This window comes from Peptoniphilus asaccharolyticus DSM 20463, assembly GCF_900176115.1.
GTDB lineage: Bacteria > Bacillota > Clostridia > Tissierellales > Peptoniphilaceae > Peptoniphilus > Peptoniphilus asaccharolyticus.
Genome location: NZ_FWWR01000009.1, coordinates 195,159 through 219,446 on the forward strand (window position 1 = coordinate 195,159; position 24,288 = coordinate 219,446).

20 protein-coding genes and 1 pseudogene are annotated in these 24,288 nt (G+C 31.6%); 18 read left to right on the forward strand and 3 right to left on the reverse strand.

All coding sequences use genetic code 11. From position 1 onward, the window contains the following. Positions 1–219: 219 nt before the first annotated feature. On the forward strand, positions 220–2,955 hold the full coding sequence (gene secA, locus B8869_RS01525) for a preprotein translocase subunit SecA (RefSeq protein WP_084230002.1): 2,736 nt from the start codon (positions 220–222) through the stop codon (positions 2,953–2,955). Positions 2,956–3,108: 153 nt separating this feature from the next. Here secA and B8869_RS01530 read toward each other — a convergent pair whose 3' ends face one another. After that, positions 3,109–4,341 carry an ISL3 family transposase gene (locus B8869_RS01530; RefSeq protein WP_234989714.1) on the reverse strand — a complete coding sequence of 411 codons (1,233 nt, stop codon included), beginning with the start codon at positions 4,339–4,341 and terminating at the stop codon, positions 3,109–3,111. 178 nt (positions 4,342–4,519) lie between these two features. Between B8869_RS01530 and B8869_RS12380 the strand changes: the two are divergent. The 10 genes and pseudogenes from B8869_RS12380 to B8869_RS01580 all read left to right on the forward strand — a co-directional run bounded on the left by B8869_RS12380 (position 4,520) and on the right by B8869_RS01580 (position 15,169). Beyond that, positions 4,520–5,507: pseudogene (locus B8869_RS12380) on the forward strand (IS30 family transposase). A 181-nt stretch (positions 5,508–5,688) separates the two neighbouring features. Next, positions 5,689–6,222 carry a hypothetical protein gene (locus B8869_RS01540; RefSeq protein ID WP_084230004.1) on the forward strand — a complete coding sequence of 178 codons (534 nt, stop codon included), beginning with the start codon at positions 5,689–5,691 and terminating at the stop codon, positions 6,220–6,222. A 35-nt stretch (positions 6,223–6,257) separates the two neighbouring features. Then, positions 6,258–7,277, forward strand: a complete 1,020-nt coding sequence (locus tag B8869_RS01545; protein ID WP_084230005.1) for a hypothetical protein — start codon at positions 6,258–6,260, stop codon at positions 7,275–7,277. 5 nt (positions 7,278–7,282) lie between these two features. After that, the gene (locus B8869_RS01550) at positions 7,283–8,311 is read left to right on the forward strand and encodes a hypothetical protein (protein ID WP_084230006.1); all 1,029 of its coding nucleotides are present in this window, start codon (positions 7,283–7,285) and stop codon (positions 8,309–8,311) included. A 2-nt stretch (positions 8,312–8,313) separates the two neighbouring features. Then, on the forward strand, positions 8,314–8,991 hold the full coding sequence (locus tag B8869_RS01555) for an ABC transporter ATP-binding protein (protein WP_084230007.1): 678 nt from the start codon (positions 8,314–8,316) through the stop codon (positions 8,989–8,991). A gap of 203 nt (positions 8,992–9,194) precedes the next feature. Next, the gene (locus B8869_RS01560) at positions 9,195–10,511 is read left to right on the forward strand and encodes a Na+/H+ antiporter NhaC family protein (protein ID WP_084230008.1); all 1,317 of its coding nucleotides are present in this window, start codon (positions 9,195–9,197) and stop codon (positions 10,509–10,511) included. 407 nt (positions 10,512–10,918) lie between these two features. After that, on the forward strand, positions 10,919–12,853 hold the full coding sequence (locus tag B8869_RS01565; RefSeq protein ID WP_084230009.1) for an acyl-CoA dehydrogenase family protein: 1,935 nt from the start codon (positions 10,919–10,921) through the stop codon (positions 12,851–12,853). A 59-nt stretch (positions 12,854–12,912) separates the two neighbouring features. Further along, positions 12,913–14,154 (forward strand): FprA family A-type flavoprotein, encoded by a 1,242-nt coding sequence (locus B8869_RS01570; RefSeq protein ID WP_084230010.1) that lies wholly within the window; start codon positions 12,913–12,915, stop codon positions 14,152–14,154. 167 nt (positions 14,155–14,321) lie between these two features. Then, positions 14,322–14,738, forward strand: a complete 417-nt coding sequence (locus B8869_RS01575; protein WP_084230011.1) for a hypothetical protein — start codon at positions 14,322–14,324, stop codon at positions 14,736–14,738. A gap of 35 nt (positions 14,739–14,773) precedes the next feature. Next, positions 14,774–15,169, forward strand: a complete 396-nt coding sequence (locus B8869_RS01580; RefSeq protein WP_144017921.1) for a hypothetical protein — start codon at positions 14,774–14,776, stop codon at positions 15,167–15,169. 99 nt (positions 15,170–15,268) lie between these two features. Here the strand turns inward: B8869_RS01580 and B8869_RS01585 are convergent, their stop codons facing one another. Further along, positions 15,269–16,450, reverse strand: a complete 1,182-nt coding sequence (locus B8869_RS01585) for a coenzyme F420-0:L-glutamate ligase (protein ID WP_084230013.1) — start codon at positions 16,448–16,450, stop codon at positions 15,269–15,271. Beyond that, positions 16,451–17,026, reverse strand: a complete 576-nt coding sequence (locus tag B8869_RS01590) for a 5-formyltetrahydrofolate cyclo-ligase (protein ID WP_084230014.1) — start codon at positions 17,024–17,026, stop codon at positions 16,451–16,453. It abuts the gene before it with no gap. A 178-nt stretch (positions 17,027–17,204) separates the two neighbouring features. On the opposite strand from B8869_RS01590, the gene ftsE reads away from it, so the two are divergent. From ftsE to pth, 7 genes are all read left to right on the forward strand, one after another. Beyond that, entirely contained in the window at positions 17,205–17,891 is a 687-nt protein-coding gene (gene ftsE, locus B8869_RS01595; RefSeq protein ID WP_084231034.1) for a cell division ATP-binding protein FtsE, read from the forward strand. Beyond that, positions 17,878–18,777: a permease-like cell division protein FtsX gene (gene ftsX, locus B8869_RS01600; RefSeq protein ID WP_084230015.1), complete on the forward strand. Its 900-nt coding sequence runs from the start codon at positions 17,878–17,880 to the stop codon at positions 18,775–18,777. The genes ftsE and ftsX overlap by 14 nt, the downstream gene beginning before the upstream one ends. Before the next feature lie 10 nt (positions 18,778–18,787). Continuing rightward, positions 18,788–20,011, forward strand: coding sequence for a murein hydrolase activator EnvC family protein (locus tag B8869_RS01605; RefSeq protein WP_234989716.1), 1,224 nt, complete (start codon positions 18,788–18,790; stop codon positions 20,009–20,011). A gap of 9 nt (positions 20,012–20,020) precedes the next feature. After that, entirely contained in the window at positions 20,021–21,190 is a 1,170-nt protein-coding gene (locus tag B8869_RS01610; protein ID WP_084230017.1) for a S41 family peptidase, read from the forward strand. Between the two features lie 190 nt (positions 21,191–21,380). After that, positions 21,381–22,763, forward strand: coding sequence for a bifunctional UDP-N-acetylglucosamine diphosphorylase/glucosamine-1-phosphate N-acetyltransferase GlmU (glmU, locus tag B8869_RS01615; RefSeq protein ID WP_084230018.1), 1,383 nt, complete (start codon positions 21,381–21,383; stop codon positions 22,761–22,763). Positions 22,764–22,765: 2 nt separating this feature from the next. Next, the gene (locus B8869_RS01620) at positions 22,766–23,713 is read left to right on the forward strand and encodes a ribose-phosphate diphosphokinase (protein ID WP_200805937.1); all 948 of its coding nucleotides are present in this window, start codon (positions 22,766–22,768) and stop codon (positions 23,711–23,713) included. A 9-nt stretch (positions 23,714–23,722) separates the two neighbouring features. Then, positions 23,723–24,280, forward strand: coding sequence for an aminoacyl-tRNA hydrolase (pth, locus tag B8869_RS01625; protein ID WP_084230020.1), 558 nt, complete (start codon positions 23,723–23,725; stop codon positions 24,278–24,280). Positions 24,281–24,288: the final 8 nt, after the last annotated feature.

Sequence of the window (24,288 nt, forward strand, 5' to 3'; positions counted from 1 at the left end):
ATGTCTATTAAAAAATTTTATTTATTGTTATAATATCAAATAAAGTCTATGATATACATAATATTTAATTAGGTGACATAGTAGATTTTCTATGTCATTTTAAATTATACAAACTTTTCTAAGTTTTGTTTAACTTTTTATTAAAAGCTGTATTTTTTGCATGTTAGAGTATATAATAAAGATTGGTATAAAAAATGGCTTAACAGAAAGGGTGGTTAAGTGGGTTTATTTGAAAAAATCTTTGGGAGCTATTCCTCAAGGGAACTAAAAAAGATTGAACCTATAGTAGATAAGGTTATGAGTCTTGAATCAGATATAAAAAGACTTACTGATCAAGAATTAAAGAATAAAACACAAGAATTTAAAGACAGATATAAAAATGGTGAAAGTTTAGATGACTTGCTACCAGAAGCATTTGCAGTAGTTAGAGAAGCTTCATGGAGAGTTTTGGGAATGAAACACTTCCGTGTGCAAGTAATAGGTGGTATTATACTTCACCAAGGTAGAATTGCTGAAATGAAGACAGGGGAAGGTAAAACTTTAGTCGCTACACTTCCTTCATATTTGAATGCAATCACTGGAGAAGGTGTTCACGTAGTTACAGTAAATGACTATTTGGCAAACCGTGATAAGCAATGGATGGGAAAGGTATATAATTTCTTAGGTCTAACTGTTGGATGTATAATTCACGATATGACTCCTGCAGAAAGACAAGTTGCTTATGGAGCAGATATAACATACGGAACTAATAATGAGTTTGGGTTTGATTATCTAAGAGACAACATGGTAATCTACAAGCATGAAAGAGTTCAAAGAGAACTTAACTATTGTATCGTGGATGAGGTCGACTCAATCTTAATAGATGAAGCGAGAACTCCTCTTATCATTTCCGGTATGGGAGATGAATCTACAGAATTATATACAAGAGCTCGTGACTTTGTAGAAACTTTGAGCTTTAGAATAAAAACAGAAGATGAATCTAACTTTGAAAGATTCAACAGACAATTTGAAGAAGAGACTGTTGATTTTGTAATCAGTGAAAAAGATAAAACAGCTACATTATCTGATAAAGGTATAGAAAAAGCTGAAAAATATTTTGGAATAGAAAACTTAGCTGATCTTGAAAATATGGAATTATCACACCATATCAACCAAGCTTTAAAAGCTAAGGGAACTATGAAGAGAGATATAGACTATGTTGTAAACGATGGTGAAATCATAATCGTTGACGAATTCACAGGTCGTTTGATGTATGGTAGAAGATATTCAGAAGGTCTACACCAAGCAATAGAAGCAAAAGAAGGTTTGGAAGTAAAAGCGGAAAGCAAGACTTTAGCTACAATTACATTCCAAAATTACTTCAGAATGTATAAAAAACTTTCTGGTATGACAGGTACTGCCATGACAGAAGAAGGCGAATTCAGAGATATTTATAATATAGACGTTGTTGAAATTCCAACTAATAAGCCAATTCAAAGGATTGATAACAACGATGCAATATATAAGACAGAAGAAGCTAAATTTAGAGCTGTAACTCGTGAGATAAAAGAAGCGCATGAAATTGGACAGCCTGTGCTTGTAGGTACAATATCAATTGAAAAGTCTGAAGAACTTTCAAAATATTTAAAACATGCCGGAATTAAACACAATGTGTTGAATGCTAAAAAGCACGAGCAAGAATCTGAAATAGTTGCACAAGCTGGTCGTTTTGGAGCTGTTACAATAGCTACAAACATGGCGGGCCGTGGTACTGACATTGTGCTTGGCGGGAACCCAGAGTTCATGGCTAAGCAAGAAATGAAGAAAAAAGGCTATGAAGATGCGATTCTTGAAGAAGTTGATTCATACAATGAAACAGACGATGAAGCAATTGTAGAAGCAAGAAAGACATACCAAGAATTAGTAGCTAAATACAAAGTGGAAACAGACAAAGAAGCAGAACAAGTAACAGCTGCCGGTGGTCTTAGAATAATAGGTACAGAGCGTCATGAGTCTAGAAGAATTGACAATCAGTTAAGAGGTCGTTCAGGTAGACAAGGAGACAAAGGTTCTACAAGATTCTATATTTCTGGAGATGATGATTTAATTCGTCTATTTGCAGGAGATAGATTCAAACAAACAATGGAAATGGTAGATACTCCAGATGACGAGCCAATAGAAGCTGGAATATTAACAAGACTTATTGAATCTGCTCAAAGAAAAGTAGAAGGAAACAATTTCTCAATTCGTAAACACGTTCTTCAATATGACGATGTTATGAACAAACAAAGAGAAGTAATCTATGGCGAAAGAAAGAGAGTTCTTGAAGGTGAAGACCTTAAAGAATACATTATCTCAATGATAGAAAATCTAATCGATAGCACTGTAGACTTCTACAATAAGACTAACGAATCAAACCAAAAGTATCTTGATATGGATGGTCTTAGAACTTATGGTATAAACCAATTTGGATTTGAAGAAGATTTCTTAGATAACGAAGAAGCAAATGTAGAATCTTTAAAAGAATTATTTAAAGACTTAGCTCTTGATAAATATGAAGATAAGGAAGAAGAATTTGGTTCTGAAAAATTCAGAGAAATTGAAAGAGTTGTGCTTTTACAAAATGTCGACCAAAAATGGATGGATCACATTGATGCAATGGATCAACTTAGAAAGGGAATCGGCTTAAGAGCAGTAGGACAAGTTGACCCAGTTCGTGCTTACGGACAAGAAGGGTTTGACATGTTTGAAGAATTAAACGAATCAATAATGGAAGATACAATAAAAATGTTATTCCATGTTGTAAATCCAGATAGAGTTGAAAGAGTAAGAGTAGCTAAAGAAGTTGAAACCGTAAATCCAGATGATGGAAAGAGAAAACCATATGTTAGAAAAGATAAAAGAGTAGGACGTAATGATCCTTGTCCATGTGGTTCAGGCAAAAAATATAAAAATTGCTGTGGGAAAAATAAATAAGATATGAAATTAAATGGCTCTATGTCAAATATTGGGGAGGCTCGTTAACTCGAGTCTCTTTCTTTATGTAAAAATGGGCACATAGACGCTAATAAAGATATCAAAACTAAAATAGCAAAAAACAACTAAAAATAAGCATAGCAAATAAAACCCCTAGGGGTTTTGCAAATTTTCCCGTTTTCCTAATCTATACTTACATGAAAACATAATTCTTTTTCTAAACAAGTCAAAATTTCTCATACCAAAACAATTTCTTTTTAATGTTTTTATCTTTGCATGAGTTCCTTCAAGAGGTCCATTTGACCAAGAGTAATCAAATGAATTACATATTTCTTCAAACCAATTCTTAAAAGCAGTAATACAAGATTTAAATTCTTTTAATTTTGATTCATCTGCTCTTTTTATCCATTCTCTTAAAGCTTTTTTAGCTCTAGTTTTGTTTGGCTGACTAAGTACATACTGGTACCCACAGGGCACACAGTAGAACAATTCTTTTAACTTGTATGCTTCTTTTAATTCCTTGTTAAGTTCAATCATAAGTGATACTTCATTAGCTTGTTCTGAAGTTAGCTTAGAGGCAGGTTTTGTAATTAAACTCTTACTTCTTTTAAAATATTTCCTAAGCTTTGATGATATATCCTTTTGTATTCTCTTTCTAACATTTTCTAATGCCCAGGATACTTGTCTTATGAAGTGGTACCTATCTATGATATGTATTGCGTTTTTAAAGAATGATTTCTTAACTGATTTAAATGCCTTAGACATATCACTTACAAAAAATTTAACATTTCTCTTTTCTATACTAGGAATCCTTTTAAAATATTCAGCTAAAGAACTTTTATCCCTTGAAGGTAAAATATCAATAATTTTATGAGTATCACCATTAAGAAGAGACGTCTGATACTTAATATTACCACTATCACCTTTAAATTCATCAATACATAAAACCTCAGGAAGTTTAGCTCTAGAAGCACTTAAACAATTTAAAATTCTTAATACTGTGTTTGAAGAAACATTATACCTATTAGCAATAGAAGATATAGAATACACCTCATCAAACTCAGAAACAATAGCAAAAACAAGTCTATTGGTCATAGTATGACCTTTGGCAATAAAATCAAGATTCCTCTCAAAACGAGAACCACAAGACTTACAATCATATCTAGTTTTCTTTAAGAAAATCAAAGATTTCTTACCTCGGATGTGAGTATCCCTAATCTTTTGAATTCTATGATCATGAACCCAAATCTTTTTAGAACCACAATGAGGACAAATAGACATCTTAGAAACAGAAGCGTGAACATTAACAAAATTATTACTCTCATCAACACTATCAAAAACTACATCTTTAAAACCAAACAAATTCATGATATTATTATTTTGCACTTATATGCACCTCCAAGCTTTGTTGTTGATTACTTAAAGTTTAGGACTAAAAGCGTATAAGTGCAATTTTTTTGCAGATAATTTATCATAACAAGTGCAACATAAATAAACTCATAGCTAATCAGCTGTGTTAATATGTAAGTGACCAAACAAAACATATTAAAAGGAGTGATTAACTATGAGCTATAACCATCTTACCATAGAAGAAAGATCTTGTATTTACCAATTTTAAATTTAGGAATGAGTATAAGGAAAATTGCACAAGCACTTAAAAAGGTCACCTAGTACAATATCTAGAGAAATTAAAAGAAATTCATCTAAGATAAAAGTTAGTAGGGGAAGTTACACTAAGTACTTTCCGATAAAGGCAAATGATAAATATATTGATAGAAGAAAAGACTGCCATAGAAAAAGTAAATTTTCTAAAGATGTTATTGATTATTTAACTGTAAAGATTAACGAACATTGGTCCCCTGAACAAATATCAAATAGAAACACAAATGAGATTCATGAATTACCATCTACATCAACGATATATAGAATGATACAGCCAAAAAGCTGCCAAAAACTAGTATGAAAAATTTGAGAAGAAAAAGCTAAATTTAAAAGGCCAGCAGAAAAAAGAGGAAAATTCAATGATAAAGGTAGAACAATTAAGAAAAGACCTAAAGAGATATACAGAAGGCAAGAATTAGGCCACTGGGAAGCAGATACAGTGGAATCAGGCAGATTAGATCATAAAAGGAAAAGTAGATGTTGTTTCGTAACTTTAGCAGAAAGAAAATCTAGATATTATATAGCAATCCTAGTTGAAAATAGAAAGTCGGAAAGCGTAACACCAGCAATAATAAATGCATTAAAAGATTATCCAAAAGAATTAGTAAAAACAATAACCTTTGATAGAGGTAAAGAATTTTCAGAATTTGAGAAAATAGAAAAAGAATTAGGATGCAAAACTTATTTTTGTTGATCCCTATTGTGCATGGCAAAAAGGTACAAATGAAAATAGTAACGGACTTTTGAGGGAGTTTTATCCTAAGGGTATGGATTTATCAGAAGTGAATATTGATGAATTAAATTATAACTTAAGTTTAATGAATAATAGACCTAGAAAATGTATAAAATATAAAACACCTAAAGAAGAACTTTTTGGTCTCTTACCATAGGTGTTGCATTTGATTTGACAATTCGTCTGCATAAAAATATCTGTTAGAGATTTACTCCCCAACAGATATTATAGAGCCTATTTGTTGACACACAAAAAAAATGTGATAATTTAAGTGTGGATAAGGGAATATCCTGAGTCTGTAATATTTAAAAAGTCAAAGCTATTAATGGGGTTAAATTATGAAAAAAATATCTAAACAGATATTTGTAATGGTGTTAGTAACTATATTATTACCTACATTATCATATGCGGCTGTAACAACTTTGTGGAGCGCAACTAATACTACTTATGTTAGCTCTGAACATGGTGATGGATATTTTGCGGATACCTATTATGGTGTAGCTTCTGTAAGAGGAGCCGATAGGACAGTTAATTATGACAATAGAAATATATGGTATAGATGGACTGAAATAACTTATGATGTTCAGGGGGATAGGTCATCTACTAGAGCTTATTCTGGGGATAAATATAATACAAATCAAGTTGTAAAAAATATCACAGTAAAAGACAAATGGAATAATGGTCCTAAAACAAGAGCTTTATATAATTTTTCATCTTCAATTGCTGATGGCAATACACCAATGTATTTAACAAGCTACACTGGCTTAATTGATAATGATTATGAAATAATAGGCGGTGGAGAATTAAAAGATGGAGAAATTATTAGAGAAGGAAGAGTATTAGAACAGGGAATTGATTTACTGCAAAGATAAGTTAGAGTATATTTAAATAAGGGGAAATCGTAATCATGAATCTTATAAAGAAAAATATAATTATAATTTTATTTTTTATAACAATTAATTGCATATTTATATTGGCATTTAATTATATAGTAGGAAATGATGAGGCGAATTTCCCTTATAATATGAGTGAAAATTATATAATTTTTGCTAAAGATGAAGATTTACCATATCAAAAGAAAAGTTTTGACTTTTTAAATATGTATGATGATGTAAGAGTTATAGCAGAGGGAAAAGACAATATAGTTTTGGGGGTATATGACCCTCAAATGTATTATTATATACGTTCTACTAAGTTTATTATTCCAAAATGGTTTAGGTACTTTTCAGATGAAGATTATGAGAATAAGAATAAAGTGGGAATTGCAATTGTATCAATAGAAGATATTAAGAGAAAAGGTTTTGATAATAAATTTATGGATGAAGTAGAAGTGAATTATGATTTTGAACTAATAAATTTATTTGATAGAAACTCAGTAATAGCGGATAAACATTTTCAAATTATCAAAAATTTATTTGCTATGGACGAAGAAATATCAAAAATTTACATAGATTCACATAATATAAAGACAATCAAAAATGTGGGTAAAAATTTTAAATCTTTAGGATATAAGGAGCTATCTACAAAGAATACGAAGGATATATTAAGTTTATTATCTGCAACGTTGGAAAGCAAGAGATATGTACAATATATGGTTATAAGTATAGCTTGTATCTATTTAATGCTAATATCTGGAATTTTTATTGGACTGTTTAAATATGATAGATATATTTACATAAGTAGAGTGTCAGGAGCATCAATAGGAGATATTTTTAGGAGACTCATCAAAATAATAATGCCCGTCTCAATAATTATGAGCGTAATTTCAATCTTATTGGCATTATCATATTTGAAGTTTGTAGATAAAATATATATCAGTGAAGTACATTTAATTCAGATTCAAGGGTTTTTATTTTTTAGTTTATGGAGTGTTTTATTTATAAAATATTTTTTAATAAATTTAAAGATTAAAAGAATTATGAGGTGAATGAGATGTTTTTAGATATATTAAAATTAGGCGTAAAAGATATATTTAGATATAAACGTGAATTTTTTATTTTAGAATTGATTATTATGGTAATAACATTAATATCTATCTCATCTTTAGGTTCCATGATTTCTGCCTTCGAATCAGAAAAATTTGAAACTTATTATTCTGCTGTTCCGATATCTTATAATCAAAAAGAAAAAGAAAATCTCATAAAGAGATTAGATGAAACTTTTAAAAAAGGTGGATATACTTATTTTTATTCAAATTATGTAAATACAAAATTTGATGTAGAAGTGTTGGTATTAGTTGGGAAATTTGAAGATAGGTCTGATAATAATATAATATGGTATGTTCCTAAAAAAGATTTAGAAAAATTGAAAGAGAGTTCATTAGGAAATATTGAAATTATAGATTCAATTAAAATTGATGAGAAAAAAATGGAACTTATTCAAATGGAAAATTTATTAGATGATAATAGTGCCCAGTTCATAAAGTTTGACGGAAAAGAGTTTAAAAATTTGCCAAGTTATCAAATTTCAGATATTGAACTCATAGCTCTATCGGAAGATGCTAAGTTGGTGGATAATACAGGGAATAATGATGTGCATAAAGAATTTGAAAATGCTTTTGAAAATACTTTTTTACATTTACAAAAGGATGAATTTTCAAATATTGAGGAAATTAGTTTTGTAAAGAGATTTATGTTTATTTATATTATTATTAGTATAATAGCTACTGCTTTAGGACTTATAATTATTATTAAACATATCTATGCAAAACTACACAGAGAGTACATTATTCATTTAATATGTGGGGCAACTAAGCTAAATATTTTTATAAGAAATTCAATATTTTTGATATTTTTAACAGGTATAAATTTTCTGACAATGAATTATTTAAATGCTTTTAACATGGATACTTTTTTTGCTATTAATATATTTATATCAATAGTATTTATAATAATTTTTGAACTTATTATTTTAAGGATTTTAATAAAAGAGGATTTGAGTATTAAATTGGAGGGAGAATAGCTATGTTGCAAATAACTAATTTAGTTAAAAAATATAATAAGAATTCTAATTGTGAACAAGTAGTGTTAAATGATTGCTTTCTTAAGATAGAAAAGGGAGAAAAAGTTATTATAACTGGAGAAAATGGCTCTGGAAAGACAACTTTATTAAAGATTATAGGGTTATTAGACAAAAATTTTAGTGGAAACTACTTAATAAAAGGCAATAATATAGAAAATTTATCAAATAAGAAAATAGCGGAATTGAGAAATGAAATGTTTGGATTTATTTTTCAAGAGTATAATCTTTTGGAAGAGGAAACTGTGTATGAAAACATAGTTATACCACTTATATATTCAAAGAAATATAATAGAGCAGAAAAGAAAGAGAGAATTGATTATATTTCTGAAATTTTAGAAATAAAAGAATTTTTGAATAAAAAAGTTAAATTTCTATCTGGTGGAGAAAAACAAAGAGTTGCTATAGCAAGAGCAGTAATAAATGATCCAAAGGTAATCATTCTTGATGAGCCTACAAACGCTTTAAATCCAAGGTTGAAAATGAAAGTGATAGAATATATAGAAAAATTAGGAGAAGATAAAGCCTTGATTTTGGTAACTCATGACTACTCTCTAATAGAATTATTTAAGGGATGCCATTATGAAATAATAGATGGAGAATTAATTAAAGCAACTAATTAAGTTAATAGATAGACATATTTCATTTATGCATAAAGTGTGTAAATAATCTATTAAATTCTAGACATTATATCTGTTTAGAATTTATTTTAATCCAAAAGAAATAATTAATAGAGCCCAAATAGCACAAGTAGTATATAATATAGTTAAGTAACAAAAAAATAGAGGTGATATCCTCTATTTTTTATTGTAACTTAGGAGGAGTCATGGAGTTATTAACTATAAGTCTATTTTCTATATGTATAATATTTTGTGTGTATTTTAAAATTTCTATAGTATTTGCACTTGCAATAGGATACATACTATTTACTCTCTATGGAGTTAGAAAAGGGATAGAACTAAAAACTATAATTAAAAATTCGTTTGAAGCGGTAAAAAGTGTTTCAAATATATTAAAAGTATTTTTATTAATAGGAATACTAACTGCTGTTTGGAGAAGTTCGGGAACAATAGCGGGAATAGTAACTATATCAGCGAAGTTCATAACACCAGGTATGTTTTTAGTGTTAGCTTTTTTGTTAAATGCTATTCTTTCGATTTTAACAGGGACAGCTTTTGGTACATCGGCAACCATGGGAGTGATTTGTATTTCCATTGCTAGGACTCTTGGGGTGAATGAAGTTTATACTGCAGGAGCAATTTTATCTGGTATATATGTTGGAGATAGATGTTCTCCAATGTCGAGTGGAGCTATATTAATTGCCACAATAACCCAAACAGATATATTTGAAAATTTAAAAATTCTTGTAAAAACAAGTATAGTACCTCTTTTACTTACAAGTGCAATCTATTATATAATGGGAATGGGAATTGAAAGTGCAGAGCAAATTGCGGATGTGACGGGAGTATATGAGCGAAATTTTAATTTGAATATTTTGGTAGTTATTCCAGCTCTTTTAATTATATTGATGAGTTTATTTAAAGTAGACGTAAAGAAGATAATGTTGGCCAGTATAGTAGTCAGTATATTTATTTCTATTTTTATCCAACATACAGAAGTTGGAGAACTCCTGATGTTTATGATAAATGGTTTTGAAAGTAAAGATCCGAGTTTAAATGTAGTCTTAGCTGGTGGAGGAATAAGAAGTATGGTAAAGGCTTCTATAATTATTATAATTTCCTGTTCTTACGCCGGAATCTTTACGACAACTCATATGTTAGACGATTTAAAAAATAGAGTAGCAGCTATAGCTAAAGCTAAAGCTATTACACCTTTTGGAGCTGTGGCAATTGTCGCAGTTACGACCGGAATGATATCTTGTAATCAATCTCTATGTTCTATTTTGACCAATCAACTTACAGAGGGAGTAATGGACAATCAAGAAAGAGCTTTGGCGGTTGAAAATACTTCTGTTGTTATCGCTCCGTTAATACCATGGAATATAGCCGCTGCAATACCATTATCAAATATGGAAGTTGGAGCAGAAGCTATATTGTTTGCATTTTATTTGTTTATAATAGTAATATATAATTTTGTTTTAAGCTTAATTAAAGATAGAAAAAATTTAAGACATAGTTTTTGAAAATATTTTCAAAAGCTATGTTATTTTTTTGTTAATTGGGTATTAATGAATAGACAATTTGATACGGTGGGGGATTACAAAAAAAGCTTGCATTAAACTGCAATATACAGTACTATTATCGTATAGTTTGAAAGGCGAGTTTTATTTGTAGGAAAAAGTTTTTATCTAAACTTTTAAGGCCATATACTTTAAAAAAAGTTATTTTAAATACAATATAATTTTAAAGGTTTAGCTAAAAATACGATAGTAAGACAATAAATGCAGTTTACTATACATTTACCGGAGAAAAATGTTATAAATAACCAGCTAATCGCTAAGATTGATAAGACAAAAATTGACAGCTTGAGAAATCTTAAATTTAAACTAAGAAAATCTCAAAGAATAGTAGGAAAAGAGGAGGTACAACTATGTTGTATAGCACTACAAAAGAACATGAGGAACTACGTAAAGCTATAAGAGAGTTCGCAGAAGCAGAGGTTAAACCGATAGCATTTCAATTAGACCAAAATAACGAATTCCCACATGATATTGTTAAGGCAATGGGAGAAAATGGTTGGATGGGAATTCCATACGCAAAAGAATATGGTGGAGCAGGTTTAGATGCAATATCATACGCAATTGCTGTTGAAGAATTATCAAGAGTTGATGGTGGTGTTGGTGTAATTTTATCAGCTCATACATCTTTAGGTTCATATCCGATTGAAGCTTTCGGTACAGAAGAACAAAAGAAAAAATACTTAGTTCCGTTAGCATCAGGAAAGAAAATCGGTGCTTTTGGTCTTACAGAACCTGAAGCTGGATCTGACGCAGGTGGAACTCAAACTGTAGCTGAACTTGATGGAGATCATTATGTACTAAACGGTAATAAAATATTTATAACAAATGCTCCAGAAGCAGACACATATGTAGTATTTGCTGTAACTACACCTGGAATCGGTACAAAGGGTATATCAGCATTTATAGTTGAAAAAGGTTGGGAAGGATTTTCATTCGGAGACCCATACGATAAACTTGGTATAAGATCTTCTAAAACAGCTGAACTTATATTTGACAATGTAATCGTTCCTAAGGAAAACTTACTTGGACAAGAAGGTCAAGGATTTAGAATCGCTATGCAAACTCTTGATGGAGGACGTATTGGTATAGCAGCTCAAGCTTTAGGTATTGCACAAGGAGCTTATGAACATGCTCTTAAATATGCAAAAGAAAGGGTTCAATTCGGAAAACCTATCTCTCAACAACAAAGTATAGCATTTAAATTAGCTGACATGGCAACTAAATTAAGAGCAGCAAGATTCTTAATTTACTCTGCAGCAGAAATGAAGACTCTACACGTACCATACGGAACAGAATCAGCTATGGCTAAGATGTACGCTTCTGATATAGCTCTTGAAGTTGTAAACGATGCACTACAAATTCACGGTGGTTCAGGTTATCTAAAGGGTATGGAAGTAGAAAGATTCTACAGAGACGCTAAGATTACTACAATCTACGAAGGAACTAACGAAATTCAAAGAGTTGTTATCGCAGCTAGTTTAGTAGGTAAAATGCCTAAAAAATCTAAAGGTTCTGCAGCAGCTCCAGGCAAAAAAGAAGGTCCTATCACTGGAGAAAGAAAACGTCAAATAATTAAAGCTGATACTGCAAAAGAAGCTGTAGATGAACTTATAAAAAACTTAAAGAAAGACGGATATGATTTTTCTGTAGGTATAGATATTAATACACCTATTGCCGATGCTGAAAGAGTAGTTTCAGTTGGTAAGGGAATAGGAAGCGAAGAAAACATGGAACTTGCAAGACAAACAGCTAAGGCTTTTGGTGCTGCACTAGGTAGTTCAAGACCGGTAGCTGAAAATCTTAAGCTTGTACCACTTGAAAGATACGTTGGTATGTCAGGACAAAAATTCAAAGGAAACTTATATGTAGCACTTGGAGTTTCAGGAGCATCTCAACATTTAAAAGGTATTAAAGATGCTGCTACAATTGTTGCAATCAATAAGAATTCCGGAGCTCCTATCTTTAAAAATGCTGACTACGGTATTGTAGGAGATATATTTGAAATTATGCCACTATTAATTGAAGCACTTGGAACAGAAGAAAAGGCTCCAGCACCTGAATTCAAAAAAGTAAGAAGATCAAAGCCTAGAAAATTAGCTCCAAACTATGGAGTATATGTATGCCAAGGTTGTGGATATGAATATGATCCTAATGTTGGAGATTCTGAAGGTGAAATCGATCCAGGAACAACATTTGAAAAACTTCCAGAAGATTGGATTTGCCCTAATTGTCAAAAGGAAAAATCACAATTTATCGAAGAAGAATTCCCTAAAGATAGACAATAGTCTAAAAAATATATAAAATTAGGGTAGTACCATAGTAGTTATAAAATTAGGAGGAAATTATGTATACTGTTAGAAACGTAACAGAAGATTTATATTGGGTAGGAGTTAACGACCATAAAACAAGTTTATTTGAAAATATTTTTCCAATACCAGAAGGAGTTTCTTACAACTCATATCTATTATTAGATGAAAAGACAGCTTTATTTGATACTGTTGATTGGCAATTTGGAAAAGAATTTATAAAGAATATCGAGTATACACTTGATGGAAGAGATTTAGACTATCTAGTAATTCACCACATGGAACCTGACCACGCAGGAACTATTGAAGAAATTTGTTATAGATATCCAAATGTAAAAATCGTTTCAAGCGAACAAGGCTTTGAAATAATGAATCAAATTGGATATACAAAACAAGATGAACATGAACAAATCATAGTTAAAGAAGGAGACACTTTAAGCTTTGGTAAACACACTAATGCTTTCGTAGAAGCTCCTATGGTTCACTGGCCAGAAGTTCTAATATCACTTGATTTAACTGATGGAGTTCTATTCTCAGCAGATGCATTCGGTACTTTCGGTGCTCTTGATGGAAAACTTTTTGCAGATGAATTAGATTTCGATAGAGATTATTTAGACCATATGAGAAAATACTACAGCAACATCGTAGGGAAATATGGTCCATTTGTTCAAGATGTTCTAAAGAAAGCTGCTGATCTACCAATCAAATATATCTGTTCACTTCACGGACCAGTTTGGAGAGAAGATTTAGAATATATCATTGGAAAATATGACACTTGGTCAAGATATGAACCAGAAGAAGAAGGTGTAATGATAGCTTATGCATCAATGTATGGACATACAGAATACACTGCTCAAGCATTAGCATCAGAACTTTGCAGAAGAGGAATGACTAAAGTTGTACTTCACGATGTTTCTACTACTGATGTAGCTGACTTAATCTCAGATACTTTCAAATATTCTCACCTTGTATTAGCTTCAGTAACTTATAATCTAGGAATTTATCCTAAGATGAAAGACTTCATCCATGACTTAGAAGCTCTAAATGTACAAAACAGAACAGTTGGTATAATTGAAAATGGTACTTGGGCTTGTACAGTTGGAGACAAGATGGAAGACTATGTAAATGAAAACCTAAAGCTTGTTGACGTATTAGGCGATAGAGTTACTGTAAATACTTCTCTAAGTGTTGCTAATAAGAATGACATGGAATCTCTTGCAGAAGCAATTTTAGAATCTATGGCTAAAAATAGAGAACTAAAAGCAAAGTTAAGTAAATAAATTATAAAAGGGATTGCGGATGCATTCCCTTTTATAATGTATATATTTATTAGTATTAATAAAAATAAAATTTTAAAAAAGTCATTGATTTTTTTTTTTTTTATGTTATAAAGAGTTTAGAAACAGTAGATCGTAGTAAAATGTTAACTTAAAAAAGGAGGATTGTAATGAAAAAGATGTTAATTTTGTTGTTAGCTATATTTTTTGTTTTACCGATGGGTGAAGTTCAAGCAAAAGATTTTTCTGAAAATTTTAAAAGTAGAGAATTAGAAAAATATGAGCCTATGAGAATTAATGACTCTGTAAACGTATACTTATATACTAATAGCTTTTCAAGAGTTACAAGTGATAATAATTGGATAAATGCATCTATACGTGTGACCAATGCAGATTATAATCCAGGACCAATATATGTTAGAGTTACTAATTTACAAGGAGAGATATTAGTACCAGATCACTATATTGCTGTTGGCACTACAGAAACACTTACTAATAGAGTTCCTTGGAATTCAGGCGAATATGTTGTAAAGGCTATGGCTGTAGATCGCTCAGGAAATTATACTCTAACTGTTAAAGATTGGTAATTAAGATGAACTCTAAAAAATTGTTTAAAAGATCTATGTTTCTGAATATGTTATTTGTAATTTTAGTGAGTTTGTCTATAATCGTTGTTATGAATTACACAAGAGAAGAAGTACATATTCAAAGTTTTGAAAAAGATAATTCTAGTTATTTGTCTGAAAAGAATGGCAATTATGTAAGTTCTTTTAGAAATATGTATTTAAATGATTTAGAGATAGTTACTATTGGAAACGGAGAAAACTTAACTATAAAATTTACTGATAATAAGGACAATGAAGTTACAGATTCCGTTACTATTAAAGCTGGTGAAAGCAAGGAAATAAAATTATCCAAGTTACTTACTTTTGATGACAGCATAAATGTTAAAGTAGTTTTTAATGATTCATTGAAAGATAATGTAACTATAGTTGCTAAAAAAGCAGGTTTACATTGAGAGATAAGATGAGGTGAGTTGCCTCATCTTTTTTATGTTGTAAAAAATATTTAAATTTAGAAAATAAAAAATCAGCCCGAAGGCTGATAATTATATACTCTATTTTGTTGCGTAGTTATCGAAGTAACCTTGGATTAAGATTACAGGAGTTCCCTTATCTCCAGAACCTGAAGTTAAATCGCAAAGAGAACCAAGTAAGTCTGTAAGTCTTCTTGGAGTAGTACCAAGAGTTTCATTTTTACCAACTAAGTCAGCATCTTTATTATTTATTTTTTCTCTCATGACAGCAGAAGCTTCTTCGCCAGAAAGTCCTTTTAATTCTGTATCTGCAATATACTTAATTTTAAGTTCGTTTGGAGTTCCGATAAGACCTTTAGTGTATCCAGGGCTTACAACAGGATCTGCAAGTTCCCAAATTTTACCTACTGGATCTTTAAATGCACCGTCTCCATAAACCATTACTTCTATGTTGTGACCTGAGTATTGGTTGAATTTTTCTTGAAGAGCTTCAACAAATGGTTGAGCATCTCTTGGGAAAAGTTTAACAGTTTCTTCATCTGAAAGGTTAGAACCTAATAGACCGTATTCAGAGTTGTATCCACTTCCGTCAATAGATTCGTTCATTATGTCATCAAGACCATAAACTAAGTTTGCTCCGGAGTCTTTAAGTTCTTGCTTTATAAGAGCTCTAGTGTGGATAGAACATACTAAAACATCTTTAGTGTATTTTAGTATAGCTTTAGGGTCATTAGAGAAGTGAATTTCTGAATTTGGAGCAATTTCTTTATAAAGTGTAACATAGTCAATTCCTGTGAATTCATGTTTAACTTCTTCTCCAAATAATCTTCTATAATCACTTTCTTCTAATACATCAGAGTAAGGATTGATATGTTTGTCATAAAGGGCTTTTTCGTCCATTAAGTGATTTCCAACTTCATCAGATGGATAAGAAAGTAATATGTGAAGCTTTCTTCCACTTTGAGCTATTCCTCTTAGAAGAGTTGAAAATCTGTTTCTGCTTAAGATTGGAAAAACTAATCCAATTTCACCGTCGAATTTTTCTCTAACGTCTTGAGCAATTTTATCTGTAGTTACATAGTTACCTTGAGCTCTAGCAAGTAAAGACTCAGTAATTGCAACAACGTCTTTGTCTTCAAGTTTGATGTTTTGAGATTCAACAGCTTTTACAACTGAATCAAATACGATATCAGAAAGGTTATCTCCTTCTTTAACAATCGGTGTTCTAATTCCTCTAACAACAGTACCAAAATATCTTTCCATTTAATTTCCTCCTACAGTTGTAAATCCGTCTTCAGATAGAAATAAATCTAAAGCCTGGTCGTTGTCATCGTGATCAAGCTCGTCAGATAACATATACGAATAACCTATACCTAGACGAGTTGGATTAGTTTTTAGTGCTGCGAAGAATTTATCATAAAAACCTCCGCCATAACCAATTCTATATCCATTAAGATCAAATGCAAGACCTGGTGTTAGAACTAAATCTAAGATTTCAGGATCTACCAAGTTAATGTTTTTCTCAGAAGGTTCGAGTATTCCCATATAATTGGGCTGTAAGTCTTCAAAATTTTCTATTTTGGAGACGCCCATGGTGAATGTTTCTCTATCGACTACAGGCACATAAATATTTTTTCCGTCTTTTAGAGCTTTTTTTATAAACTGATGGGTATCAACTTCATTTTGATAGCTAACAAATGTAAAAATGTGTTGGCTATCTTTATATAATTCTGAGTTGGTTAAATTTGTGAATATTTGAGCCGATGCAGAATTAATATAATCGGTCGTAAGATTTTTTCTTTTTTTTAAGTTTTCTCTTCTCATTTGGATTTTATCCATTCTATATCACCTCAACGTTAATATTATACACGAATTCTCTATAATTACCAGTGTTTATTTTATAAATATCAAGCGAAAGCATTAAAAAATCAATAAAGGTTGTAATTTGTTACTATTTTGTAATATAATAAAAAATCAAGAAGAAATAAATTTTACTATTATTATGAAAGGAATAACAATGATAGAATTTAAAAATGTATTTAAAGAGTATGGTAACGGAGTTATGGCTCTTTCAAATCTAAACATGGTTGTTCCGAGAGGGGATTTTGTTTTTTTAGTGGGTCCAAGTGGAGCCGGGAAATCAACTCTTGTAAAGCTTCTTATAAGAGAAGAGAAAGTTACACGAGGGAATATTTTAATAAAGGGCACCGACATAACTAAGCTAAAGAAAAGTAGAGTTCCTAAGCTTAGAAGAGATATATCTGTGGTATTCCAAGATTTTAGGCTTTTAGCTAAAAAAAATGTATTTGAAAATGTTGCATATCCTCTTGAAGTTCAAGGAGAAAGCAAGAAAAATATAAAGATAGCTGTTGAACATGCATTGGAGTTAGTTAATTTAGAAGATAAGATAAAGTCTTACCCTTATGAGTTATCAGGCGGACAAAGTCAGAGAGTTTCTATAGCAAGAGCTATAGTTAATAAGGCTCCTACTCTTGTGTGTGATGAGCCTACAGGTAATTTAGACCATGAGACAGCTTGGGAAGTAATGAACACTTTAGAAAAAATAAACAATCAAGGCACAACTATTATAATGGCGACTCATGCTGTTGAGATTGTAAACAGTATGAAGAAGAGAGTAATAACTCTTAAAGATGGCCAAGTGGTAGCTGATGTTGAAAATGGAGGATATTATGAGAATATTTAGACAATTCATAAATATCCTTAAAGAGAGTTTAAAGGGTATAGTTAGAAATTTCGGGATGGCGGCAGCTTCCACTGTTTCAATCGCAGCCATGTTGACATTATTTGGAATTATATTGCTACTGCTTTTAAATATAAACAGTGCAGTTTACAACTTGGGACAAGAACTTGATAAGGTAGTAGTCTTTATCAAGGATGAAGCTCCGGCTGCTGATATAAATGTATTGATAGCTAAGTTGAGTAAGGATGAAAGAGTTACTCAAGTGCAATATATATCCAAAGAAAAGGCCATAGAGAAGTTTAAAGAGCGTTTAGGAGATAAGGCCTATGTAATGGATTCTCTACCTTCAGATGCGCTCCCAGCGTCTCTTATAGTGAGTTTAAATGACCTTACTATAGCATCTGATGTTGCTCGCGAAGTCAAAGATGATAAAGTCGTTGAAAGAGTTGACTATCAATATGAGCTCATTGAGCAAATGTATAAGTTTGAAAATACGGTTAAGTACGTTGGAGCGGCAATAGTGTTGGCATTGGTGTTTGTATCTGTGTTGATTATTCACAATACTATTAGGATAGCTGTTTCAAATAGAAGTCATGAAATAAATATAATGAAATATATAGGAGCAACTGACTCATATATAAGAAGTCCTTTTTTAATAGAGGGAATAATTTTTGGATTGTTTGGGGCTTTATTGGCCTTCTTTATCGTTCATTATATATATAACTTTTACTATATAGGTCATAATGCACAGATATCCGGGATTATCGATGTTGGTTTGGTAAATCCTAGAGTAATAAGCAGACATATTTCAATAATATTTGTATGTATTGGAGTAGGTATAGGTTATTTAGGTTCATTAGTGTCTACTGAAAGACATTTAAATGTATGAGGAGACTTGGATGAAGAAAATGCAAGCATCAGTAGCTATTTTATCGGCTACTGTTCTATTAAGTGGTAGTGTATATGCCTCTAGTAGTTCACTTGAAAAGCAAAAGGCAAATATACAGAAGCAGAAGCAACAGATTTCAGAGCAACTGCAAAATAGCAAAAAGAATATAAATGAAGTTCAAAAAAATGTGAATACTGTACAGTCAGAAATTATAGATTTGGATAAAAAAATAGGTGGTTTATCAAACAGTATATATGCATTGGAAACTGAAATAGCTTTTTTAAAGAATGACATAGAAAAGAAAACTCAAGAATTGGCAGAAGCTCAAGCTGATTTAGAAAAGAGCAGAAAGCAATTCACTGAAAGAGTTAGAGCTATGTACATGAATGGTAAAGTTGAGTATATTGAAGTAATCTTAAACTCAAAAAATATAGAGGATTTACTTTTAAACTATGAAGTAGTTTCATCTATAGCTGATTTTGACAAGAAATTACTTGATGAAATATCTGAAAAAATAGATGTTATTGAAAATACAAAGAAGGCACTTGAAGAAAATAAAGTCAAGATAGAGCAATCTAAAGGTCAATTAGAAGCTGAAAAAAGTCAATATTTAAGCATAAATCAAAAGAAACAAGAATATATGAATAAGCTTCAACAAGATGTTGCCACATATACTAAAGAATATGAAGCAGCTGAAAATGAATGGACTAATTTAGACAAAGAGATTTCAAGACTTCAAAATGAAATAAAGATAGCAAAAGAGAGAGAGAAATTAGAATCTCAACAAGCTAAGTTTAGAATAAACAAATCTGCAAACTTGAGAAATTTAGACTTAGGACCAAGAAGTGGAGCTAACCTATCATGGCCTGTGCCAGGTAACTACAGTATTTCATCTCCATTTGGATATAGAACACACCCAATACTTGGCACTAGTAGATTCCATTCAGGAGTTGATATACCAGCATCTACCGGAACACCTGTAATAGCTGTTAGAGCTGGTACAGTTATAATGTCAAAATTTATGAATGGCTATGGGAATGTGGTTATGATAGACCATGGTGATATTGTAACGGTATATGCTCATAACAGTGCGTTAAAAGTGGTTCCGGGACAAAGTGTAAGAGTTGGAGATGTGGTGGCTTTAGTTGGTTCAACAGGGCTTTCAACAGGACCTCATTTACATTTTGAAGTCAGAGTTGGTGGACAACCTGTAAACCCACTAAACTATATATAGGAAAAGTATATGAAGAAAATTTTAAAGATAGTAACGGGGATAATGTTGCTATTGGTTACAAACTTTTTTACATTTGTGATGGCCACAGGAGGATTTATCCATGTGGATAGAGATAAATACACTCAGCTAGCTAAACTTGAATCGTTTGTAAAGCAAAATTATCTCTATGATGTAAATGAAAAGCAACTTCTAAATGGAGAGTTAAAGGGATTAGTAGCCGGGTTAAAAGATCCTTATTCAGAATATTATACAAGGGAAGAGTATGATAGGTTGATGGAATTCACAACTGGAAAATTTTATGGGATTGGAGTTGTGATAACTAGAGGTGAGGATAATTTAATCACAGTAATATCACCTATAAAAGATTCGCCTGCAGATTTAGCAGGAATAAAAGCCGGAGATAAAATCTTAAAAGTTGGAGATGAAGAGTTTACTGGTGATAAGCTACAAGAAGCTACTAATGTCATGAAAGGTGATAAGGGAACTGATATAAAGATTACAGTTTTAAAGAAGGACTCTGGGAAAACTGAAGACCTAACTATAAAACGTGATGAAATAAAAGTCGATACAGTACATTCTCAAATCATAGATGACATAGGATATATAGGCATAACTCAATTTGATGATACTACCGGAAAAGACTTCGAGAAAGCTCTTAGAGAACTTGAAAAGAAAGAAGTTAAAGGTTTAATCTTAGATTTAAGAAGAAATCCTGGTGGAGTGGTAGATACAGCAGCTCACATAGCTGACTTATTACTACCTAAGGGTATAATTGTGTATGCTGAAGATAAAAATGGCAAGAGAGATTTTGAATTCAATTCAGATGAAAATCACTATGACAAACCGATTGTAGTTTTAGTTAATGAAGGTTCAGCTTCTGCGTCTGAACTTTTAAGTGGAGCATTAAGAGACTATAAGAGAGCTACAATAGTTGGTAAAAATACATTTGGAAAGGGAATTGTGCAAACTGCAAATAGATTTCCAAATGGAGATGGGATAAAGCTTACTACTTCTGAATACTTCTTGCCGAGTGGAAAGTCTATACACAAATTGGGTGTTAAACCTGATGTTGAAGTTGAACTAAATAAAGACACTCAGGGAATAGGACCTGAATTCAAGTCCACTGACAATCAGTTGCAAAAGGCAATTGAAATATTGGATACAAAAATAGAAAAGTAAATTTAAAATCCTTTTACAAAAAATTTGTAGAGGGATTTTTTTATTTTATAAAATTTTTATGAAAATACAGTAAAGATAGCAAGCTATTAGGTGATAAGATTTTAATATTATAAAAAATTAGTTTTATTGTTGAGTTAAGGGAAATTGATATGTATAATAGTTTTAGAAAAATGTAAAGGTGTGGTAAAAGATGAAGGTTTCTGTAATCCTTGCAGCAGGCGAAGGATCAAGAATGAAATCAAAAAAACCTAAAGTAATTCATGAAATACTGGGAGAACCTATGCTTGGATATGTAGTGAAAGCTGCAAAAGAGAGTGATGTCAGTAGAGTAAGTGTTATAGTAGGGCACGGTAAAGATGAAATCATAAAACGTTTCGAAAATTCAGACTTAATTTTTAGAAATCAACCTATTGGCGACGATGTTCCTTATGGAACAGGTTTTGCTGTTATGCAAGCCATGGAAGATTTTGGAGATGAAGATACAGTACTTATATTAAATGGAGATACACCTCTTGTTAAAGCTGATACTTTAAATGGTCTTATGGAGTATCACGAAAGAGGTGATTTTGCATGCACAATTCTAACTGCAGATATGCAAAATCCATACGGATATGGAAGAATTGTAAGAAATGACGATGCTAAGATTACTAGAATAGTTGAAGAAAAAGATGCCGGAGGGAAAGAAAAACTTATTAGAGAAATTAACTCCGGAATTTTTGTGTTTAATGGTGGGGATTTAAAATCTTCTTTAAAGAACTTAAACACAGACAATGCTCAAGGAGAGTTGTATTTAACAGATGTAGTAAAAGATTTATTTGAACGTGATAGAAGAATAGGCGGATACAAATTAAAAGATACTACAGAAATTCTTGGAATAAATTCAAGAGATAGTTTGACTATAGCTACTGAAATTATGCAAGACAGAATAAATGTTGAGTATATGAAAAAAGGTGTAACTATGATGGATAAGAAATCTATTATTATTGAACCTACAGTAGAGATAGGAAGAGATACTACAATATATCCGGGAGCTATTTTGCAAGGCAATACAGTTATAGGCGAAGACTGCACCATTTATGGAAACACAAGAATCGTTGATTCTAAAATAGGGGATGGAGTGACTATAGATAATTCTCTAATAGAACAGTCTATGGTTGGAGATGGAACTACAATAGGACCATTTGCGCACTTAAGACCTAAGAGCAACGTTGGTAAGAAAGTAAAAATAGGTAATTTTGTAGAAGTTAAGAATACTAACTTTGGAGATGGCTCTAAAGCGGGACATCTTGCTTACATTGGCGATGCTGATGTTGGAGAAGATGTGAATGTTGGTTGCGGAGTAGTGTTTGTAAACTATGACGGCAAGAACAAATTTAGAAGTCAAATAGATGATGGAGCTTTTTTAGGTTCTAATTCAAATATAGTAGCTCCAGTGCATGTGTCTACAAATGGATATATAGCTGCTGGCTCGACAATAACAAAAGATGTTGCTGAAGATAATTTGGCAATAGAGAGAGCAGCTAGAAGAGATATTAAAGGTTGGGTCACAAAGAAAGGTTTAAATAGGAGGTAGTGATGTCAGTTTCAGGAGAAATTCAAATATTTACAGGTAATTCGAACCACAAGTTAGTTGAGGACATTTGCAGAGAGCTAGGAGTTGAAATGGGAAAATGTGAAGTAAAGACATTTTCTGATGGAGAAATAGCTATAGATATTGCAGAAACAGTTAGAGGAAGAGATGTTTATGTAATTCAATCTACATCAAATCCTGTAAATAAGAATTTAATGGAAACATTAATTATGGTAGATGCTCTTAAGAGAGCTTCAGCAGGTCATATTAACGTTGTGCTTCCATACTACGGCTATGCAAGACAAGACCGTAAAACTAAAGCACGTGAACCAATTACATCTAAGTTAGTTGCAGATCTTTTAACTGTAGCAGGTGCTACAAGAGTAGTTACAATGGATTTACACGCTGGCCAAATTCAAGGATACTTCAATATCCCAGTTGACCACTTAACAGCAGTGCCAACTCTTGCAAGATATTTCAAAGATATTGTAGAAGGAGAAGATTTTGTAGTAGTATCTCCAGACCTTGGCGGTGTAACTAGAACAAGAAAGTTTGCAAACCAATTAAACTTACCAATTGCAATTATTGAAAAGAGAAGACCTAAGCCAAACGTATCAGAAGTTATGAATATAATCGGAGATATCGAAGGCAAGAACTGTATTTTAGTAGACGATATAATCGATACAGCTGGTACTATCTGTAAAGCTGCTGAAGCACTAAAAGCAAAGGGAGCTAAAAAAGTTTACGGATGTGCTACTCACGGAGTTCTATCAGGTCCAGCAATTGAAAGATTAGAAAACAGTGTTATGGAAAAATTCATTATTTCAGACACAATTTTCTTAGCAGACGAAAAGAAAGTTGATAAGATTGACATTGTTTCTGTTGCAGATTTATTTGCAGCTGCAATCAGAAGAATAAATTCAAATAGCTCAGTAAGTGAAATGTTTGAATAAGGTGATCTTTTGTATATAGTAGTGGGCCTTGGTAATCCAGGGAAAAATTATGAATACACAAGACACAATGTTGGATTTTTGGCAATTGATAAATTAGCTGAAAAGTTCAATGTGAGTGTGAAGAAAATAAAATTTAAAGGACTATACGAAGAAATCAGAATTAAAAATGAAAAAGTTATACTCTTAAAGCCTCAAACCTATATGAACAATAGTGGTGAATCAGTTAGAGAGTTGATGAATTTTTATAAAGTGGAACCTGAAAATGTTATTGTTATAGTTGATGATATAGATATAGCACCTTTTACACTTAAAATTAAAAAAAGTGGCTCAGCGGGAACTCACAATGGTTTGAAATCTATAATATACCAAATTCAAAGTGATAAATTTCCAAGAGTTAAAATTGGCGTTGGAAACAACGAACACAAAATAGATTTAGCAGATTATGTACTTGGGGGATTTAATAAATCAGATGGCCTTAAGATAGAAGAAGCTATAGAAAAAGCCGCAGACTCCGTTGTAGAGATAATCGAAAATGGGGTTGAATCGGCAATGAATAAGTTTAACTAATCGGGGAG

What these genes read in the sequence shown, in the direction of transcription:
- B8869_RS01540 (WP_084230004.1), top strand. Translation starts at nt 5,689, where the DNA reads ATGAAAAAAATATCTAAACAGATATTTGTAATGGTGTTAGTAACTATA.
- B8869_RS01545 (WP_084230005.1), top strand. Translation starts at nt 6,258, where the DNA reads ATGAATCTTATAAAGAAAAATATAATTATAATTTTATTTTTTATAACA.
- B8869_RS01550 (WP_084230006.1), top strand. Translation starts at nt 7,283, where the DNA reads ATGTTTTTAGATATATTAAAATTAGGCGTAAAAGATATATTTAGATAT.
- B8869_RS01555 (WP_084230007.1), top strand. Translation starts at nt 8,314, where the DNA reads ATGTTGCAAATAACTAATTTAGTTAAAAAATATAATAAGAATTCTAAT.
- B8869_RS01560 (WP_084230008.1), top strand. Translation starts at nt 9,195, where the DNA reads ATGGAGTTATTAACTATAAGTCTATTTTCTATATGTATAATATTTTGT.
- B8869_RS01565 (WP_084230009.1), top strand. Translation starts at nt 10,919, where the DNA reads ATGTTGTATAGCACTACAAAAGAACATGAGGAACTACGTAAAGCTATA.
- B8869_RS01570 (WP_084230010.1), top strand. Translation starts at nt 12,913, where the DNA reads ATGTATACTGTTAGAAACGTAACAGAAGATTTATATTGGGTAGGAGTT.
- B8869_RS01575 (WP_084230011.1), top strand. Translation starts at nt 14,322, where the DNA reads ATGAAAAAGATGTTAATTTTGTTGTTAGCTATATTTTTTGTTTTACCG.
- B8869_RS01580 (WP_144017921.1), top strand. Translation starts at nt 14,774, where the DNA reads ATGTTTCTGAATATGTTATTTGTAATTTTAGTGAGTTTGTCTATAATC.
- B8869_RS01585 (WP_084230013.1), bottom strand. Translation starts at nt 16,450, where the DNA reads ATGGAAAGATATTTTGGTACTGTTGTTAGAGGAATTAGAACACCGATT.
- B8869_RS01590 (WP_084230014.1), bottom strand. Translation starts at nt 17,026, where the DNA reads ATGGATAAAATCCAAATGAGAAGAGAAAACTTAAAAAAAAGAAAAAAT.
- ftsE (WP_084231034.1), top strand. Translation starts at nt 17,205, where the DNA reads ATGATAGAATTTAAAAATGTATTTAAAGAGTATGGTAACGGAGTTATG.
- ftsX (WP_084230015.1), top strand. Translation starts at nt 17,878, where the DNA reads ATGAGAATATTTAGACAATTCATAAATATCCTTAAAGAGAGTTTAAAG.
- B8869_RS01605 (WP_234989716.1), top strand. Translation starts at nt 18,788, where the DNA reads ATGAAGAAAATGCAAGCATCAGTAGCTATTTTATCGGCTACTGTTCTA.
- B8869_RS01610 (WP_084230017.1), top strand. Translation starts at nt 20,021, where the DNA reads ATGAAGAAAATTTTAAAGATAGTAACGGGGATAATGTTGCTATTGGTT.
- glmU (WP_084230018.1), top strand. Translation starts at nt 21,381, where the DNA reads ATGAAGGTTTCTGTAATCCTTGCAGCAGGCGAAGGATCAAGAATGAAA.
- B8869_RS01620 (WP_200805937.1), top strand. Translation starts at nt 22,766, where the DNA reads ATGTCAGTTTCAGGAGAAATTCAAATATTTACAGGTAATTCGAACCAC.